The organism is Tatumella citrea (genome assembly GCF_002163585.1).
Taxonomy (GTDB): Bacteria; Pseudomonadota; Gammaproteobacteria; order Enterobacterales; family Enterobacteriaceae; genus Tatumella; species Tatumella citrea.
This window is the reverse complement of the sequence record NZ_CP015579.1, coordinates 803978-821423: the sequence shown is the minus strand read 5'-3', so window position 1 is coordinate 821423 and position 17446 is coordinate 803978. Positions and strand designations below refer to the sequence as shown.

The 17446-nt window shown below is 50.8% G+C and carries 15 protein-coding genes; 11 read left to right on the top strand and 4 right to left on the bottom strand.

The features are described from left to right. The first annotated feature begins 32 nt into the window (after nt 1-32). Nucleotides 33-329 carry a SelT/SelW/SelH family protein gene (locus A7K98_RS03900; RefSeq protein ID WP_087487394.1) on the top strand — a complete coding sequence of 99 codons (297 nt, stop codon included), beginning with the start codon at nt 33-35 and terminating at the stop codon, nt 327-329. Between the two features lie 7 nt (nt 330-336). On the opposite strand, the gene A7K98_RS03895 is transcribed toward A7K98_RS03900, so the two are convergent. The 3 genes from A7K98_RS03895 to A7K98_RS03885 all read right to left on the bottom strand — a co-directional run bounded on the left by A7K98_RS03895 (nt 337) and on the right by A7K98_RS03885 (nt 2349). Next, the gene (locus A7K98_RS03895) at nt 337-837 is read right to left on the bottom strand and encodes a PadR family transcriptional regulator (protein ID WP_087487393.1); all 501 of its coding nucleotides are present in this window, start codon (nt 835-837) and stop codon (nt 337-339) included. A 47-nt stretch (nt 838-884) separates the two neighbouring features. Then, complete coding sequence (locus A7K98_RS03890; RefSeq protein WP_087487392.1) at nt 885-1679, bottom strand: siderophore-interacting protein; 795 nt, start codon at nt 1677-1679, stop codon at nt 885-887. 271 nt (nt 1680-1950) lie between these two features. Continuing rightward, nucleotides 1951-2349 (bottom strand): winged helix-turn-helix transcriptional regulator, encoded by a 399-nt coding sequence (locus A7K98_RS03885; RefSeq protein ID WP_087487391.1) that lies wholly within the window; start codon nt 2347-2349, stop codon nt 1951-1953. Between the two features lie 93 nt (nt 2350-2442). On the opposite strand from A7K98_RS03885, the gene A7K98_RS03880 reads away from it, so the two are divergent. Beyond that, entirely contained in the window at nt 2443-3294 is an 852-nt protein-coding gene (locus tag A7K98_RS03880) for an SDR family oxidoreductase (RefSeq protein WP_087487390.1), read from the top strand. Nucleotides 3295-3550: 256 nt separating this feature from the next. Next, nucleotides 3551-5110 carry an alpha,alpha-trehalase TreF gene (gene treF / locus A7K98_RS03875; protein ID WP_322787363.1) on the top strand — a complete coding sequence of 520 codons (1560 nt, stop codon included), beginning with the start codon at nt 3551-3553 and terminating at the stop codon, nt 5108-5110. 124 nt (nt 5111-5234) lie between these two features. Here treF and A7K98_RS03870 read toward each other — a convergent pair whose 3' ends face one another. Next, nucleotides 5235-5657: a hypothetical protein gene (locus A7K98_RS03870; protein WP_157665838.1), complete on the bottom strand. Its 423-nt coding sequence runs from the start codon at nt 5655-5657 to the stop codon at nt 5235-5237. Between the two features lie 78 nt (nt 5658-5735). Here A7K98_RS03870 and A7K98_RS21710 point away from each other — a divergent pair, with 78 nt between their 5' ends. The 8 genes from A7K98_RS21710 (at nt 5736) to narI (ending at nt 17392) form a co-directional block, all read left to right on the top strand. Continuing rightward, the gene (locus A7K98_RS21710) at nt 5736-5846 is read left to right on the top strand and encodes an AgrD family cyclic lactone autoinducer peptide (RefSeq protein ID WP_157666048.1); all 111 of its coding nucleotides are present in this window, start codon (nt 5736-5738) and stop codon (nt 5844-5846) included. Between the two features lie 130 nt (nt 5847-5976). Then, a complete protein-coding gene (gene nirB / locus A7K98_RS03865) occupies nt 5977-8520 on the top strand; it encodes a nitrite reductase large subunit NirB (RefSeq protein ID WP_087487387.1) in 2544 nt (847 codons plus the stop codon). After that, the gene (nirD, locus tag A7K98_RS03860) at nt 8517-8900 is read left to right on the top strand and encodes a nitrite reductase small subunit NirD (RefSeq protein WP_087487386.1); all 384 of its coding nucleotides are present in this window, start codon (nt 8517-8519) and stop codon (nt 8898-8900) included. The genes nirB and nirD overlap by 4 nt, the downstream gene beginning before the upstream one ends. Before the next feature lie 389 nt (nt 8901-9289). Continuing rightward, nucleotides 9290-10678, top strand: coding sequence for a NarK family nitrate/nitrite MFS transporter (locus A7K98_RS03855; protein WP_087487385.1), 1389 nt, complete (start codon nt 9290-9292; stop codon nt 10676-10678). Nucleotides 10679-10756: 78 nt separating this feature from the next. After that, entirely contained in the window at nt 10757-14494 is a 3738-nt protein-coding gene (locus A7K98_RS03850; RefSeq protein WP_087487384.1) for a nitrate reductase subunit alpha, read from the top strand. Then, complete coding sequence (narH, locus tag A7K98_RS03845; RefSeq protein ID WP_087487383.1) at nt 14494-16026, top strand: nitrate reductase subunit beta; 1533 nt, start codon at nt 14494-14496, stop codon at nt 16024-16026. Before A7K98_RS03850 ends, narH begins: the two co-directional genes overlap by 1 nt. Then, a complete protein-coding gene (narJ, locus tag A7K98_RS03840) occupies nt 16026-16715 on the top strand; it encodes a nitrate reductase molybdenum cofactor assembly chaperone (RefSeq protein WP_087487382.1) in 690 nt (229 codons plus the stop codon). Before narH ends, narJ begins: the two co-directional genes overlap by 1 nt. Further along, nucleotides 16715-17392: a respiratory nitrate reductase subunit gamma gene (narI, locus tag A7K98_RS03835; protein WP_087490348.1), complete on the top strand. Its 678-nt coding sequence runs from the start codon at nt 16715-16717 to the stop codon at nt 17390-17392. Before narJ ends, narI begins: the two co-directional genes overlap by 1 nt. Nucleotides 17393-17446 lie beyond the last annotated feature (54 nt).

The following is a 17446-nucleotide window of genomic DNA, read 5'->3' as shown; positions in this document are numbered from 1 at the left end:
ATCTGTAATATCAACTATTCAGGAAAATTGCGATGAGCCACCGCCCGACAATCACTATCCATTATTGCAGCCAGTGTCAGTGGTTGTTGCGTTCGTCATGGATGGCCCAGGAACTACTCAGCACCTTTGCTGATGACCTGGCTGCGGTGACATTACAACCGGGCCGTGGTGGTATCTTTGAAATTCACGCTGATGGTGAGTTGCTATGGGAAAGGAAACGGGACGGGGGTTTTCCGGATGCTGTCACACTGAAACAACGGGTCAGAGATTACTGTTTCCCTGAAAAAAATCTCGGTCACATTGATAATCATAAACAGCCACCAGTCTGACCCTGGTTCAGCTACGCTCAATACGTTTTGCTGCATCGTCCAGCGCATCGATAAGAGCGTAAATGGTTTCCTGTGATAACTCAGGTTCCGCTAACCGGGTATTCAGCGCCATTTTAAGGTTATGCACCGCTCTTTCTATCTGCGGAATACGACGGTTTTTTCCGACCACCGCCAGCATTTTCAGCCGTTCGGAAATTTCCAGCAACTGCGCACTTCCCTGCTCCAGTAATTGCTGACCGTAAGCTGTCAGTTGATAGCTTTTACGGCCTGCATCCGGATTTTGCGGCACAATAGCATCCATCTCCTCCAGCAGCATCAGTGCCGGGTAGATAATACCCGGGCTGGGGGTATACTCGCCCTGAGCCAGAGTTTCAATCGACTTAATCAGCTCATAGCCGTGGGCTGGCTGTTGTTGCAGAAAACTGAGCACCAGTAATCTGATTTCTGCGGCATCCAGAATCTTTTCGCGACGGCGGCGTTGCAGCAAACCGGATTTAGCAATATTCATAGTTCTTTTCCTTTATCCCCCTGCCGGTTTCAGGCAGGGGGGTGATATTACCCTTTGTGGTGCCAGTAAGCCACACCACGCACCAGGCCTGAATGGCAGTGGCGTTGTTCGATAAAGTAATCGTTGAGCACTTTAACCGCCTCTCCTTCCCCTGTCAGCCAGATGAAATAATCGTCTTCCGGTAGCGTTAATGACGCCAGTTGTTGCTGACAACGTTGGATCCCTTCACTGTTCATCGTCCCGCTACCGAAACAGGTGAGTTCTGCATTTGCCGGCAGATTTGGCAGATAATTTTTCACCAATGCTTCATCGGTGAATGCCAGTAATATTAACTTTTCAGCCTGAGTTTCAGCTAACCGGCGCTGTACTGCAGGCAGGCCGCTTTCGTCGAAGGCCAGAACCTGAACACGATAATCGACAGGAATAATTATCGAACCACGTGGCCCGCCGACAGCCAGAGGATCGCCTGGCTGAGCCTGTTCAGCCCACTGGCTGGCAACACCATGCTCATGGCGGAAGAAATCCAGCGTCAGACGGGTTTTTCCGTCAAAAAACAGCGGAGTATAATCACGTGACAGTGGGCGTTCTCCGTCAGGCCAGGCAATCCCTTCATCAGTCACCTGTGGCAGTAACAGCTTGCCGGTCTGTGGGTCAGGGAAAAAGATCTTACTGTGATCATCAAAGCCCGGAGAGTTGTAACCGTCCAGTTCTTCGCTGGTGAACTCTATACGCCAGAAATTATCGGCAACCAGTGTTTTACTACTGACGGTCAGTTTGCGAAAACGTAATTCATTTCTTACCCGCTTTGGCAATGCGCGTCCTGATGATAATGATGCAGACATAGAATTTCTCTCAGTTTAACTGTTGTCAGTCTGTGGTACTGTGTCCACAGAATAATGGAATGATTCTCATTTAATGAATGATAATCTATCTATGATATATCTTTATCACAAGCGAAAAATAACCTTAACACCAAAAACAGCGCGTAAACTCAGCCAGAAAAGGAAGAAATTTTAAATAAAAACAGAATGATAAATATTATTAACCCGTCAGTGGGTGATCGCATTTTATGTATCTTTTCACTCACCACAAAATCATCTGACAACCTAAGACTCAAAGCTCCTGCTGTTCTTTGCGCTGGTCAAAATCTTCACGGTTTTGTTGTATGCGTTGCACATTATCTTCCAGCCAGTCAGCCAGCCCGATAAGCTTCTGCTCTGCTTCATGACCGAGTGGTGTCAGCCAGTATTCAACATGTGGCGGGACCACATCATAAGCTTTACGGGCAATAAATCCGTCCTGCTCCATATTACGCAGAGTCTGGGAGAGCATCCGTTCACTGACCCCACCAATTTTTCTGCGCAACTCACTAAAGCGTAATACATCCTGCTTCAGTGCCAGCAATACCAGCACACTCCAGCGTCCGGTAAGACGTTTCAGGATGTGGCGCGATGAACAGTTCACATTCAGCAATTCACCACGGACATATTTCTGATGTAAATTTCCTGACATTTTTCAGACTAACCTTTTTGTAAGTACTTACTAAAAGTAAGTTTAGTTTTTATAGTAATGACTGTCACCGAATATCTTTCAGGAGAACTTACTATGATCGCCATTACCGGAGCTACCGGCCAGTTAGGCCGTAAAGTTATTCAGCAACTGCTTAAGACCCTGCCCGCCAGCCAGCTGATTGCACTGGTACGGGATCCCGCCAGTGCCGCTGATAAGTTACCAGCCGGCATTATTTTACGGGAAGCCGACTATAACCGGCCGGAAACCCTGCTCCCGGCTCTGCAGGGTGCAGAGAAACTGCTGCTGATTTCGTCGAGTGAAGTTGGCAAGCGTGATGTACAACATGGAGCGGTCATCGATGCGGCAGCCCGGGCAGGGATAAAATTTATTGCCTATACCAGCCTGCTGCATGCCGATACTTCACCGCTCGGTCTGGCAACAGAACACCGGGCTACCGAGGCACGACTGGCGAAATCGGGTATCGGTTACGCACTGCTGCGTAACGGCTGGTATAGTGAAAACTATGCAGCCAGCATTGGACCGGCACTCACCCACCATGCTTTTATCGGTGCTACCGGAGAAGGAAAAATTGCTTCAGCGTCCCGCCAGGATTATGCAGAAGCCGCAGCTAAAGTCATTACTGCCGACCATCAGGCAGGGAAAATCTATGAACTTGCCGGCGACGATGCCTACACCCTGCAACAATTCAGCGACGAAATCGCCCGCCAGAGTGGCGAGAAAGTTGACTACGTAAATCTGCCACAGAGTGAATTTGCTGCAGCGCTAAAACAGGCAGGATTACCGGCTGGCCTGGCAGACATGCTGGCTGATTCCGATGCAGGAGCTGCAGCGGGAGGACTGTTTGATAACAGCAAAACCCTCAGCCAACTGATTGGCCGGGCCACCACACCTTTCAGACAGACGATTACTGATACTCTGAAATAATCCCCATTATCAGGCACCGTGCCCCCACGGTGCTTGCATTTTGCAACGTTTTACCCGCCCGGCTTTACACAGCAATACCCTCGGTAAAAACAGCAGTGTCTATACTTAGTCTCTGAGATGAATATTTTCTTTTGGCTAAGATGATGAGGAGGTTGTTATCAATACTTCATCCCTGAACCGTTTCCCGGAACAACCGGCTCAGAACAGCGACGAAACCGGATATCACTATGATCCGCATGAACTGATTCTGGAAGGCATGGAAGATTATGAGCCTGAACCGGAAATTATTGACGGCCTCCCGGCTGCCGATGCCCTGACACCGGCCGATCGTTACCTTGAATTATTTGAGCATGTTCAGAAAGCACGGATCTTTGAAGACAGTAAAACTTTCGCTGACTGCTCACCGAACAGTGATCCGCTGGATATCCTGATTGAGTATCGCCGGCAGCGCCGTGAAAATCGTAACTTCAATCTGCGTGCATTTGTCGGGCAACACTTTACACCACCCCCTGCCGGTGATGTTTACCACCATGAAGAGACCAGTAAACCTTTGTGTCAGCATATTGATGACCTGTGGCAGGTATTGGTGCGTGAACCAGGCAATCATCAGCCGTTCTCTTCACTGTTGCCGCTGCCAAAACCCTATGTGGTTCCGGGCGGTCGCTTCGGCGAGGTCTACTACTGGGATTCTTATTTCACCATGCTTGGACTGGCAGAAAGTAACAGGAAAGATCTGCTGCAGGATATGGCGGACAACTTTGCGTGGCTGATAGAAACTTACGGTCATATACCTAACGGTAACCGAACCTACTATCTGAGTCGCTCACAACCGCCGGTTTTTGCCCTGATGGTTGAACTGTTTGAACAGGCAGGTTTGCCTGGCAGTACCCGCTATTTACAGCAGTTGATCCGTGAATATCAGTACTGGATGGATGGTTCAGGGGCACTGTTGCCTGATCAGGCTCATCGTCATGTGGTCAGAATGCCTGATGGCAGTTTTCTGAACCGCTACTGGGATGACCGGGATACCCCACGTGATGAGTCATGGCGCGAAGATATTGCCACCGCCAAACTTTCAGGCCGACCGGCCAGTGAGGTTTACCGTGATTTACGCGCCGGAGCGGCCTCAGGCTGGGACTACTCTTCCCGCTGGCTAAGAGATCCCAAACGCTTAGCCAGTATCCGGACTACCCAGTATATCCCGGTCGATCTGAATGCCTTCCTTTATAAGCTGGAAACCACGATTGTCCGGCTGGCAGAAGAAGAAGGAGAGTTGCTGACCTCCCGCAGCTGGCAGAAAAAGGCCGATGCCCGACGCAAAGCGATGAACCATTATTTATGGGACGATATTTCCGGCGTCTATCGTGACTATGACTGGCGCCGTAAAATCGCCGGCAGTTTCTCTGCTGCCGCCGTGGTACCGCTGTTTACCGGGCTCGCCAGCCGTGAACAAGCCCGGCGTATGGCCGTTCAGTTGCGCCAATTGCTGTTGACCTCCGGGGGACTGTTGTCATCAATGGTCGACAGCGGCGAACAGTGGGATAAACCTAATGGCTGGGCACCATTGCAATGGATGGCTATTGAGGGACTGAATGCCTATGGTGAAACCCGGCTAGCCAGAGAGATTGCGGTTAACTGGCTGACAACGGTGTCACATTTCTATTCCCTGCACCATAAGCTGGTTGAAAAGTATGATATCAGCGGTCAACGGGCAAGACCCGGTGGAGGTGGTGAATACCCGCTACAGGACGGATTCGGCTGGACCAACGGTGTCACCCGTTGCCTGATGCCCACTTACGGTCGCTATCTGCCATAACGGGGGAATATCTGAAGCTTTTAGCCCGTAAATACCGCGATAAAAAATGGCAATAAAAACCCCGGCACTCAGGCCGGGGCTTGGCAAACCACTGGCCGGACCCTGAGGTCCGGACCTGCGCAGATTAATCAGTGATCGATTTTTTTGCGCTGGATGCAGCATCCTTGGTTTTATTCCACGCTTTAGTGGCACCTTCCTCGGTGCTGTTCACTGCCGAGTGGGTGGTCTCTTTGGTTTTGTTCCAGCCTTTCTGAGTACCTTCTTTGGTCTTATTCCAGGTACTCTGAGATTTTTCCTTCAGCGAAGTGCTGGTACTGTTGTCACCTTTGAGTTTATTTACCGTCTGCTCATTTTTTTCCTGCATACGGTGTTTGGCTTTAGTTGCCGCTTCAGAAGTACGGTCTGTGGCTTTCTCAGAAGTTTCAGACGCTTTATTTTTCAGATGCTGCGTCTGCTCCTGCAGTTGCTGGCTGGTTGTTTCTGCAAATACATGAGCTGTGAAGAAAGTCATAGAAATTGCTACAGCAGTTAATGTCTTTTTCATCATGGTTTTCCTTGTTTTTGCTTGTGAATCAACCCTAGCAGCCAACATTCACCCTGACAAGGAGACACAAGATAATACAGAATTCTCTTACCGTTTTGGGTAATAACTGTCGTAATCCCGCTGTTTTTCGCACAATCTTCTGCGCAAAGTGCGTCACCTTGCTTCACGTATCAACCTGTTTTTTTGCGGTAAATTTCCTCATAGTTGGCTTTGCATTCAGCCCCGGTCCTCTGAAACAACAAAAGATGCATTTGATGTGCATCAATATGTCCCGCCCTGCCTTGTCGTAGAGTCAATACTCCCTGATGGTGATGAGGTCATAATGAGTAATATCAGATTGTGTGTAATCGGCAACGGTATGGTCGGCCACCGGTTGATTGAAGAACTTATCGACAAACAGTCTGCCGACACCCTGGAGATTACGGTGTTCTGTGAAGAACCCAGGGTTGCCTATGACCGCGTCCACCTCTCTTCATATTTCTCACATCATACCGCTGAGGATTTATCTCTGGTGCGGGAAGGCTTCTATGAAAAACATCAGGTACGGGTGTTTACCAGTGAACGGGCAGTGAATATCGACCGCCAACGGAAAGAGGTCAGTTCGGGGCATGGGCGCATTGTGGCTTATGACAAACTGGTGATCGCTACCGGTTCCCGCCCATGGATCCCCCCGATTGACGGCAGTGATACTGCCGATTGCTTTGTTTACCGGACGATTGGTGATTTAAACGCGATTGAAGCCTGTGCGTTACGCAGCCAGCGCGGAGTTGTTATTGGTGGCGGTCTGCTGGGGCTGGAAGCGGCTGGGGCACTGAAAAGTCTCGGAATTGAGACTCATGTCGTTGAGTTTGCAGATGTCCTGATGGCAGAACAACTCGATCGTCAGGGCGGTGAACTGTTACGGAAAAAAATTGAACGTCTTGGTGTCAGAGTTCATACCGGTAAAAATACCCGGCAGATCATTCAGCAAGGCCAGCAAGCCCGCAAAACACTCTGTTTTGCCGACGGTTCGCAACTGGAAACCGACTTTATCGTATTCTCTACCGGCATCCGTCCACAGGATGCCCTTGCCCGCCAGTGTGGCCTGGAAATCGCCGAACGAGGCGGCATTATCATCAATGATAGCTGCCAGACCAGTGATCCTGATATTTATGCCATCGGTGAATGTGCCAGCTGGAATCAACATGTTTACGGATTGGTTGCCCCGGGATACAAAATGGCACGAGTCACCGCCGCACAACTTTCCGGCCAGCCAGAGACTTTCAGCGGCGCGGATCTGAGTGCCAAATTAAAACTACTTGGTGTTGATGTCGGAGGAATTGGTGATGCTCATGGCCGGACACCCGGCTGCCAGAGCTATGTTTATCTGGATGAGAGCAAGGAGGTCTACAAGCGCCTGATTGTCAGTCAGTCCCCTGCCCGCCTGCTCGGTGCAGTGCTGGTCGGAGATACCAGCAGCTACGGTGATCTCCTGCAGCTAATGCTTAACAATATCTCTCTGCCTGATAACCCGGAACAGCTGATTCTCCCGGCCACAACCAGTAATGCGGCCCCGGTTATCGGGGTCGATAAGTTACCTGACAATGCTCAGATATGTTCCTGTTTTGATGTCAGTAAAGGCACGCTCATTAACGCCATTCATCAGGGGTGCCATACAGTGGCGGCACTAAAAGCCGCAACTCATGCCGGCACGGGTTGCGGAGGATGCCTGCCTCTGCTGACACAGGTTCTGAACAGTGAACTGGAACGTCAGGGAATCGAAGTGAATAACCACCTGTGTGAACACTTCCCCTACTCGCGTCAGGAGCTGTTTCACCTGATCCGTGTCGGACAGATAAAAACTTTTTCCGGGCTACTGGAGAAATACGGAAAAGGTTATGGCTGCGAAATTTGTAAACCTGTCGCGGCCAGCCTGCTGGCATCCGCCTGGAACGAATATGTCCTGCAACCCGCACTGGTCCCGCTGCAGGATTCGAATGATAGTTTCCTCGCCAACATCCAGAAAGACGGCAGCTATTCAGTAATCCCGCGTACCGCCGGTGGAGAAATTACACCGCAACAACTGCGGGTGCTGGGAGAGATTGCCACTGAGTTTAGTCTTTACAGTAAAATTACCGGCTCTCAGCGCATTGCCCTGTTCGGGGTACAAAAAGATGACTTACCCGCTATCTGGAGCAGGCTGATTGATGCTGGCTTTGAAACAGGGCATGCCTATGCCAAGGCCCTGCGAATGGCAAAAACCTGCGTCGGAAGTCGCTGGTGCCGCTACGGTGTCGGTGACAGTACCAGCCTCGGGGTATTGCTGGAAAACCGCTATAAAGGGATCCGTACCCCGCATAAAATGAAATTCGGTGTTTCCGGTTGTACCCGTGAATGCGCCGAAGCCCAAAGCAAAGATATTGGTGTGATTGCCAGCGAAAAAGGCTGGAACCTGTATGTCTGTGGTAACGGTGGGATGAAACCTCGCCACGCAGATCTGCTGGCAGCAGACCTCGACCAGCAGACACTGATTCGTTATATCGACCGCTTTATGATGTTCTATCTGCGCACCGCCGATAAATTACAGCGTACTTCGGTATGGCTGGACAATATGCAGGGCGGTATTGGTTATCTGAAGCGAGTCATTATTGATGACCAGTTGGAAATTGCACAACAGTCAGAGGATGAGTTGCAGTTACTTCGGGAGCAATACCAGTGTGAATGGCAGCAAACCGTCCGGCACCCCGAAACTCAATCACGTTTCCGCCATTTCATCAACAGTACCCAACGTGACCCGCTGATACAAATGGTACCGGAAGGCCACCAGCATCGTCCGGCTACCCTCACAGAACGTACTTCGCCGGTATATGAGGAGGATCAGTCATGAGCCACTGGACGGATATTTGCCGGGTCGAAGATATTCTGCCTGCTACAGGAATCTGTGCCTTGCTGGAAAATCAGCAAATTGCAGTATTTCGTCCCACACAAGATCAGTCACTGTTTGCCATTAGTAATATTGATCCGTTCTTTCAGGCCAGCGTTCTGAGCCGCGGCATTATTGCCGGACATAACGGTGAGTTGTGGGTCGCCAGTCCGTTAAAAAAACAGCACTTCAGACTGAAGGATGGCTGGTGCCTTGAAGATGGCAAATTTTCAGTTGCGGCTTACCCGGTGCGGGTCGTCGATGGCAGAGTGCAGTTGCAGGCAACCGGAGTTATTGCACAGTGCGATAACCCACAGCCCGAAAGCTGGCAGGCAAATGAATAACCGGGCCAACAACAGCTTTCTCTACAGAGAACTCCGGACTTAGCTATGTTTCCCGGCGGCTTCCCGATGGTGGCTAATCACCATCACAGGCTGATTGATCTTTCTACGGAATGCTGAGCCGGGATTATCAGGGTGAACGGAGATAATTAAAACTTAATAAAGCAACAAATAAGCAGAGTGATTCAATGATAGTTCCCGACAAAACACTGTCCGGGATCAATCAGCCCGCACGGTAACCCGGGGTAAAATTCAATTACCGGCAACTGATAATTAAAAATATATCAGAAGTCACAAATGATAATCATTTATTACTTCTGAATTTCTCTACCTTTTAAATTCTTATTACCTGATGCAGGTAATGTTATCCACCTACAACACTGGACCAGGCCATGTCGTTAAACAATAATCATTCCGGGCTTTTGACGCAATGGGAACCCGAGAATCAGCAGTTCTGGGAAAATTCCGGAAAAAAAATAGCGCAACGTAATCTGTGGATTTCGGTATTTGCATTATTACTGTCATTCTGTGTCTGGATGTTATTCAGCGCAGTGTCGATTAATCTGAATAAAGCCGGATTTAATTTTACTACCGACCAGCTATTTATGCTCACGGCATTACCGGCACTCTCAGGCGCTATTTTGCGGGTACCTTACTCTTTTATGGTGCCATTAATGGGTGGCCGTAAATGGACCGCGATTTCCACCCTGATCCTGATTATTCCCTGCCTGTGGTTAGGCGTTGCCGTGCAGAATCCGACTACCGGATACAACACCTTTATTATTATTTCCCTGATGTGTGGTTTCGCCGGGGCGAATTTCGCTTCCAGTATGGGAAATATCAGCTTTTTCTTTCCTAAAGCCCGCCAGGGCAGTGCTTTGGGGATCAACGGCGGCCTGGGGAATCTGGGGGTGAGTGTAATGCAACTGGTGGCCCCGATGGTACTGGTGCTACCGCTGTTCGGCCAGATGGCCGGTCAGGGTACGCAATTGCCGGATGGTTCGGTTTTCTGGCTGTCTAATGCCGCCTGGATTTGGGTGCCACTACTGATTATAGCTACCCTCGCCGCCTGGTTCGGGATGAACGATGTTCCCGGAACCCGAATGTCCGTGGCTCAGCAGTTGCCGGTACTGAAACGCGGTCATATGTGGTTACTCAGCCTGTTGTATCTGACGACTTTTGGTTCGTTTATCGGATTTTCAGCCGGTTTTGCAATGCTGGCCAGAACCCAGTTCCCGGGAGTCGACATTCTGAAACTGGCTTTTTTTGGCCCGTTCCTTGGTGCTTTGGCCCGCTCCTGTGGCGGGATGATATCGGATAAATTTGGTGGTGTTCGGGTAACGCTGATCAATTACCTGTTTATGGTTATTTTCTGCGGTTTGCTGTTTATCACTCTGCCGGACGGCACCCCCGGTTCAGGTAATTTCGATGCGTTCTACTGCGTATTTATGGGTTTATTCCTGACTGCCGGACTGGGTAGTGGCTCAACATTCCAGATGATTGCAGTTATTTTCCGCCGGTTAACTATTAATAAATCCCTGGCCGAAGGTGCCAGCGAAGCCGAAGCAGGACAGATTGCAGTAACAGAAACGGCTTCTGCGCTCGGCTTTATCTCAGCTATCGGGGCCTTCGGTGGTTTCTTTATTCCGAAAGCTTTCGGCACTTCACTGGCACTTACCGGTTCTCCCGTGGGTGCTATGAAGCTTTTCCTGGTCTTTTACATCGTCTGTTTACTGATAACAGGGCTGGTTTACGGCCGCAAAAAATCAGCTAACCAATAACACAGAACGCCACAGTCTGAGAGTAAGCAGCGTCTGACACGATAACAGCGACAGAGCAGGTTTTGTACGGAGAGCAAGATGAGCAAACTACTGGATAAACTCCGCTATTTTAAGCAAAAAGAGAGCACGTTTTCGCAGGATCATGGTCAGGTAATGAACAGTAACCGTGACTGGGAAGACGGCTACCGGCAGCGTTGGCAGCATGACAAAATTGTCCGTTCAACCCACGGGGTAAATTGCACCGGATCCTGTAGCTGGAAAATTTATGTCAAAAATGGGCTGGTCACCTGGGAAACCCAGCAGACCGATTATCCACGTACCCGCGCGGATCTGCCCAACCATGAACCTCGTGGTTGCCCGCGTGGCGCCAGCTATTCCTGGTATATCTATAGCGCCAACCGGCTTAAATATCCGCTGGTGCGCAAGCAGCTTATTCGTCTGTGGCGTGAAGCATTGCAGCAATACAGTGATCCGGTACAGGCCTGGGACAGCATTGTCAGCGATGAAACAAAATCAGCCAGTTATAAGCAAGCCCGCGGTCGTGGTGGCTTTGTCAGATCTGACTGGAACGAACTGAACCAGCTGATTGCCGCCGCCAATATCTGGACGGTTAAAAATTATGGCCCTGACAGGGTAGCGGGGTTTTCACCGATTCCGGCGATGTCGATGGTCTCGTATGCTGCAGGTACCCGTTATTTGTCACTGATGGGAGGCACCTGCCTGAGTTTCTATGACTGGTATTGTGATCTGCCTCCCGCCTCGCCGATGACGTGGGGAGAGCAGACCGATGTGCCTGAATCTGCAGACTGGTATAACTCGGCATATATTATTGCCTGGGGCTCAAACGTACCGCAGACCAGAACCCCGGATGCCCATTTTTTCACTGAAGTCCGGTACAAAGGCACCAAAACGGTGGCTATTACCCCCGATTATGCTGAAGTTGCCAAACTTAGTGACCACTGGCTGGCTCCAAAACAAGGGACTGATGCCGCACTGGCGATGGCAATGGGCCATGTGATCCTCACAGAATTTCATATAAACAATCCCAGTGACTATTTCCTGAATTATTGTCGCCGTTATACCGACATGCCAATGCTGGTGTTGCTGGAACAAACCAGCGAAGGCTATTACCAGCCAGGACGGCTGCTGCGGGCTGCCGATCTCCCTGACAGTCTGGGGGAAACCAATAATCCGGACTGGAAAACAGTCGCTTTTAATCAGCATGGGCAACTGGTTATTCCTAATGGTTCGGCCGGTTTCCGCTGGGGGCAACAAGGAAAATGGAATCTTGAAGCCCGTGCTGCTGACAATGACACGGAACTACGCCTGACACTGGCAGAGGGTTACGATGATTTGTGCGGTGTTGCATTCCCTTATTTTGGTGGTCAGGAATCACCCCATTTCCGCCATGTGAAACAGTCCCCGGTACTGGTTCATACTCTGCCAACACGTCAAATCACACTGACCGATGGCCGCCAGGTAAATGTGGTGAGCGTCTATGACCTGACGCTGGCTAATTACGGAGTAGATAGAGGTTTTGGCGATGTGCAATCAGCAGCCAGCTACGACGAGCTGAAATCCTGCTCACCGGCATGGGCTGAACAGATTTGTGGTGTCCCCCGCCAGCAGATTATCCGTATTGCCAGAGAATTTGCCGATACTGCTCATAAAACGCATGGCCGTTCGATGATTATTGTCGGCGCGGGAATGAACCACTGGTATCACATGGATATGAACTACCGTGGTCTGATGAATATGCTGATTTTTTGTGGCTGTGTCGGACAAACCGGTGGCGGCTGGGCACATTATGTTGGCCAGGAAAAACTGCGTCCACAGACCGGCTGGCAGCCGCTGGCCTTTGCGCTGGACTGGGCCCGTCCGCCACGCCATATGAACAGTACTTCATTTTTCTACAATCACTCGGCTCAGTGGCGCTATGAAAAACTGACGGTCAAAGAGTTGTTATCACCGCTGGCTAACCCCGCTGAGTTTAGTGGTCAACTCATCGATTTTAACGTGCGCGCCGAACGGATGGGCTGGCTTCCCTCTTCCCCTCAACTAAATACCAATCCGCTGAATATTGCACAACGCGCCAAAACTGCCGGGGTCTCACCGGTCGATTACACTGTGGAAGCTCTGCAAAACGGAAAATTGCGCTTTGCCAGTGAACAACCCGACAGCGGTTGCAACCATCCACGCAACCTGTTTGTCTGGCGTTCCAACCTGCTCGGCTCCTCAGCCAAAGGGCATGAATATATGCTGCGCTATCTGTTGGGGATTGAACACGGTATCCAGGGCAGTGAAACGGTGGCAGAGCCGGGGATGTCTCCGGAAGAGGTCGACTGGCAAACGAAGGCCCGCGAAGGCAAACTCGATCTGCTGGTCACTCTCGACTTCAGAATGTCCAGTACCTGCCTGTTTTCGGATATTGTTCTGCCGACCGCCACCTGGTATGAAAAAGACGATATGAATACCTCGGACATGCATCCGTTTATTCATCCGCTGTCTGCTGCTGTCGATCCGGTCTGGGAATCTCGTAGTGACTGGGAAATCTATAAAGGCATCGCCAAAACATTTTCGGAACTCTGCCCGGGACATCTCGGTGTAGAAAGTGATGTGGTGCTGTTGCCTATCCAGCATGATTCACCCGCTGAACTTGCTCAGCCTTATGAGGTGAAGCAGTGGCACAAAGGTGAATGCCCGCTGCAACCCGGCAAAAACGCCCCGCATATTCAGGTGGTAGAACGGGATTATCCGGCACTCAGTGAGCGCTTTATGTCTGTTGGCCCGTTGCTTGAAAAACTGGGGAATGGCGGTAAAGGGATCAGCTGGAATACCGAAAAAGAGGTCGAACTGCTGCGGCAGCTGAACCATAGTTGTCATGAAGGGGCTGGCAAAGGTCAGCCACAGCTCAATTCCGCGATTGATGCCGCTGAAATGATCCTGGCTCTGGCACCTGAAACTAACGGCCAGGTTGCGGTTAAAGCCTGGCAGGCACTGGGCAAAATCACCGGCCGGGATCATACCCATCTTGCTATGCCAAAACAGGATGAAAAAATCCGTTTCCGGGATATTCAGGCACAACCGCGCAAAATCATCTCCAGCCCCACCTGGTCAGGGCTGGAGGATGAGCATGTTTCCTACAACGCCTGCTATACCAACGTCCATGAACTGATCCCGTGGCGAACGCTGACTGGCCGCCAACAGTTGTATCAGGATCATCCGTGGATGCGGGCATTCGGTGAAAGCCTGGTCAGCTACCGGCCGCCGGTTAATACCCGTAGCGTTGAACAACTCAGTCATATTCCGTCCAACGGTTATCCGGAAAAAACACTTAACTTTCTGACGCCACATCAGAAATGGGGCATTCACTCCACCTACAGCGAGAATCTGCTAATGCTGACACTGTCCCGTGGCGGACCGATTGTCTGGATGAGTGAGCAGGACGCCCGGGAAATGGGCATCCGTGATAACGACTGGATCGAAGCATTTAACAGCAATGGTGCACTGACAGCCCGTGCAGTTGTCAGCCAGCGCGTCCCGGCAGGGATGACTATGATGTACCACGCTCAGGAGCGAATAACTAATATTCCAGGTTCGGAAGTCACTGGTATGCGTGGAGGAATTCATAACTCGGTGACCCGTATCAGTCCGAAACCTACCCATATGATTGGTGGTTATGTTCATCAGTGTTACGGATTCAACTATTACGGCACCGTCGGTTCAAACCGGGATGAATTTATCATTGTGCGAAAAATGAAAAATATCAGTTGGCTGGATGACGAAGGCCGCGACCAGACACAGGAGGCGGAGTAATGAAAATACGTTCCCAGGTTGGCATGGTGCTCAACCTTGATAAATGTATTGGCTGTCATACCTGTTCTGTGACCTGTAAAAATGTCTGGACCAGTCGTGAAGGTATGGAATATGCCTGGTTCAATAACGTTGAAAGCAAACCTGGTATTGGTTATCCCGCCGCCTGGGAGGATCAGGAAAAATGGCAGGGAGGCTGGATTCGTAAAATAAATGGCCGCATTACTCCTCGTCTGGGCAATAAAGTCGGAGTACTGAGTAAAATTTTTGCTAACCCGGTCGTCCCGGGAATAGATGATTACTATGAACCATTCACCTTTGATTACCAGCATCTGCACAACGCACCGCAGGGTAAACATCAGCCTACTGCCCGCCCGCGTTCACTTATCAGCGGTCAGAGGATGGATAAGATCACTTCCGGCCCCAACTGGGAAGAAATTCTGGGTGGTGAGTTCGAAAAACGTTCTGCCGATCAGAACTTTGCACAGATAGAAAAGCAGATTTACGGCGAGTTTGAACATACATTTATGATGTATATGCCGAGGCTTTGTGAGCACTGCCTCAATCCGGCCTGTGTTGCCACCTGTCCGAGCGGGGCAATTTATAAACGTGAGGAAGACGGTATCGTCCTGATTGACCAGGATCGCTGTCGTGGCTGGCGTCTGTGCATCAGCGGTTGTCCGTATAAAAAAATCTATTTCAACTGGAAAAGTGGGAAATCAGAAAAATGCATTTTCTGTTATCCGCGTATTGAAGCGGGTATGCCCACTGTCTGCTCCGAGACCTGCGTTGGCCGTATTCGTTACCTCGGGGTTCTGCTGTATGACGCAGATAAAATTCTGCCTGCCGCCAGTACCGCCGAAGAACAGGATTTATACCAGCGCCAGACAGAAGTCTTTCTCGACCCGAACGATCCTCAGGTGATTGCAGAAGCACTGCAACAGGGCATTCCACAGAATGTTCTGGAAGCGGCACAAAACTCACCGGTCTGGAAACTAGCAATGGAATGGAAACTGGCGCTGCCGTTGCATCCGGAATACCGCACACTGCCAATGGTCTGGTACGTACCGCCACTTTCTCCGCTACAGTCTGCCGCAGAGTCCGGAATTCTTGAGTCTGAGGGGGTACTCCCGGCAGTAGAACAGTTGCGGATACCGCTGCGGTATCTTGCCAATATGCTGACCGCTGGTGACACCGCGCCGGTCTTGTCTGCACTGAAACGTATGATGGCGATGCGTCATTACAAACGGGCCCAGACTGTCGAAGGTATTACTGACACCCGCGCCCTGCAGGAAACCGGGCTGACAGCAGAACAGGCCGAAGAGATGTACCGCTATCTGGCGATAGCCAACTATGAAGACCGTTTTGTCGTGCCTTCCGGTCATCGCGAACTGGCTCGCGAGGCGTTTCCTGAACGTAACGGCTGTGGTTTCAGTTTTGGCGATGGCTGCCACGGCAGCGATTCACATTTCAACCTGTTTAACAGTCGCCGCATCGATGCCATCGATGTTTCGGATAAAGCAGGAGGTCAGTGATGTCAGCATTAAAACTGATCGCTATCCTGCTTGAATATCCTTCTCAGACGCTCTGGGATGCCGCAGATGAAATCCTGGCGCTGACAGTAGCCGACTATCCCGAACTGTCCCCGTTTGTCCAGGGTTACCTGCAGGCTCCGCTGCTGGATCGCCAGCAGGAATGGTGTGAGACATTTGATCGCGGCAGGGCCACCTCCCTGTTGCTGTTTGAACATGTCCATGCTGAATCCCGTGACCGGGGACAGGCGATGGTCGATCTTCTGGCACAATATCAGGCTGCAGGTCTTGAAGCGGATAGCCGGGAACTGCCTGACTATCTGCCCGTTTATCTGGAGTATTTATCGCTTTGTTCTGAAAGTGAAAGCCGTCAGGGATTACGGGATATTGCGGAAATTCTGGCATTACTTGGTGGCCGTCTGGCCCAACGTGGCAGTGAATTCAGGCCATTATTCGACATGCTGCTGGGGCTGGCAGACAGTCCGCTGCGCAGTGCCAGCGTGCTGGAAAAAATTGCGGGGGAATCCCGGGATGATACCCCTCAGGCAATGGATGCGCTCTGGGAGGAGGAACAGGTGAAATTTATCGAAGATCCTGCGTGCAAACAGGCCGCTGAACAGCAATACCGACAGCGTTTCAGCCAGCAGGTTACCCCACAATATCTGGATTTATCCGCAGGAGGTCGAAAATGATGAGCTGGCTGAATACGTTTCTGTTCGACCTTTACCCTTACCTGTGCGGCACCGTATTTCTGGTAGGTAGCTGGCTCCGTTATGACTACGGCCAGTACAGCTGGCGAGCGGCCTCCAGCCAGATGCTGGATAAAGAAGGTATGACCCTGGCATCAAACCTGTTTCATATCGGAATTCTTGGTATTTTATTTGGCCATCTGTTTGGACTACTGACCCCACACTGGGTATATGAACCATTCCTGTCGATTGCCGCCAAACAAAAACTGGCCATGCTGGCTGGAGGAGTTTGCGGAATAATGACCCTGACCGGCGGCGGAATGCTGCTAAAGCGTCGTCTGTATAATCCACGCATCCGCGCCACCTCGACCCGGGCCGATATCCTGATCCTCAGCTTACTGCTGATTCAGGCATGTCTGGGGCTGATAACTATTCTGTTCTCTGCACAGCATATGGACGGGCACGAGATGATGAAACTGGTGGGCTGGGCACAATCGGTGGTGACTTTTCGCGGAAATGCGGCAGCCAGCCTGCAAGGGGTCGATTTCATTTACCGGATACACCTGGTACTGGGAATGACTCTGTTCCTGCTGTTCCCGTTTACCCGACTGGTACATATCTGGAGCGCACCAGTTGAGTATCTGACACGGAGATATCAGCTGGTACGTTCGCGTCGTTAAACCGGAGCCAGAGGCACTGTCCGTCTCCTCTGGCTCTGCTCTGTGCAACGGAAA

Bases quoted from the DNA above. Each gene is read 5' to 3' on its own strand.
- A7K98_RS03900 (WP_087487394.1), top strand. From the start codon at position 33: ATGAGCCACCGCCCGACAATCACTATCCATTATTGCAGCCAGTGTCAG.
- A7K98_RS03895 (WP_087487393.1), bottom strand. From the start codon at position 837: ATGAATATTGCTAAATCCGGTTTGCTGCAACGCCGCCGTCGCGAAAAG.
- A7K98_RS03890 (WP_087487392.1), bottom strand. From the start codon at position 1,679: ATGTCTGCATCATTATCATCAGGACGCGCATTGCCAAAGCGGGTAAGA.
- A7K98_RS03885 (WP_087487391.1), bottom strand. From the start codon at position 2,349: ATGTCAGGAAATTTACATCAGAAATATGTCCGTGGTGAATTGCTGAAT.
- A7K98_RS03880 (WP_087487390.1), top strand. From the start codon at position 2,443: ATGATCGCCATTACCGGAGCTACCGGCCAGTTAGGCCGTAAAGTTATT.
- treF (WP_322787363.1), top strand. From the start codon at position 3,551: ATGGAAGATTATGAGCCTGAACCGGAAATTATTGACGGCCTCCCGGCT.
- A7K98_RS03870 (WP_157665838.1), bottom strand. From the start codon at position 5,657: ATGATGAAAAAGACATTAACTGCTGTAGCAATTTCTATGACTTTCTTC.
- nirB (WP_087487387.1), top strand. From the start codon at position 5,977: ATGAGTAATATCAGATTGTGTGTAATCGGCAACGGTATGGTCGGCCAC.
- nirD (WP_087487386.1), top strand. From the start codon at position 8,517: ATGAGCCACTGGACGGATATTTGCCGGGTCGAAGATATTCTGCCTGCT.
- A7K98_RS03855 (WP_087487385.1), top strand. From the start codon at position 9,290: ATGTCGTTAAACAATAATCATTCCGGGCTTTTGACGCAATGGGAACCC.
- A7K98_RS03850 (WP_087487384.1), top strand. From the start codon at position 10,757: ATGAGCAAACTACTGGATAAACTCCGCTATTTTAAGCAAAAAGAGAGC.
- narH (WP_087487383.1), top strand. From the start codon at position 14,494: ATGAAAATACGTTCCCAGGTTGGCATGGTGCTCAACCTTGATAAATGT.
- narJ (WP_087487382.1), top strand. From the start codon at position 16,026: ATGTCAGCATTAAAACTGATCGCTATCCTGCTTGAATATCCTTCTCAG.
- narI (WP_087490348.1), top strand. From the start codon at position 16,715: ATGAGCTGGCTGAATACGTTTCTGTTCGACCTTTACCCTTACCTGTGC.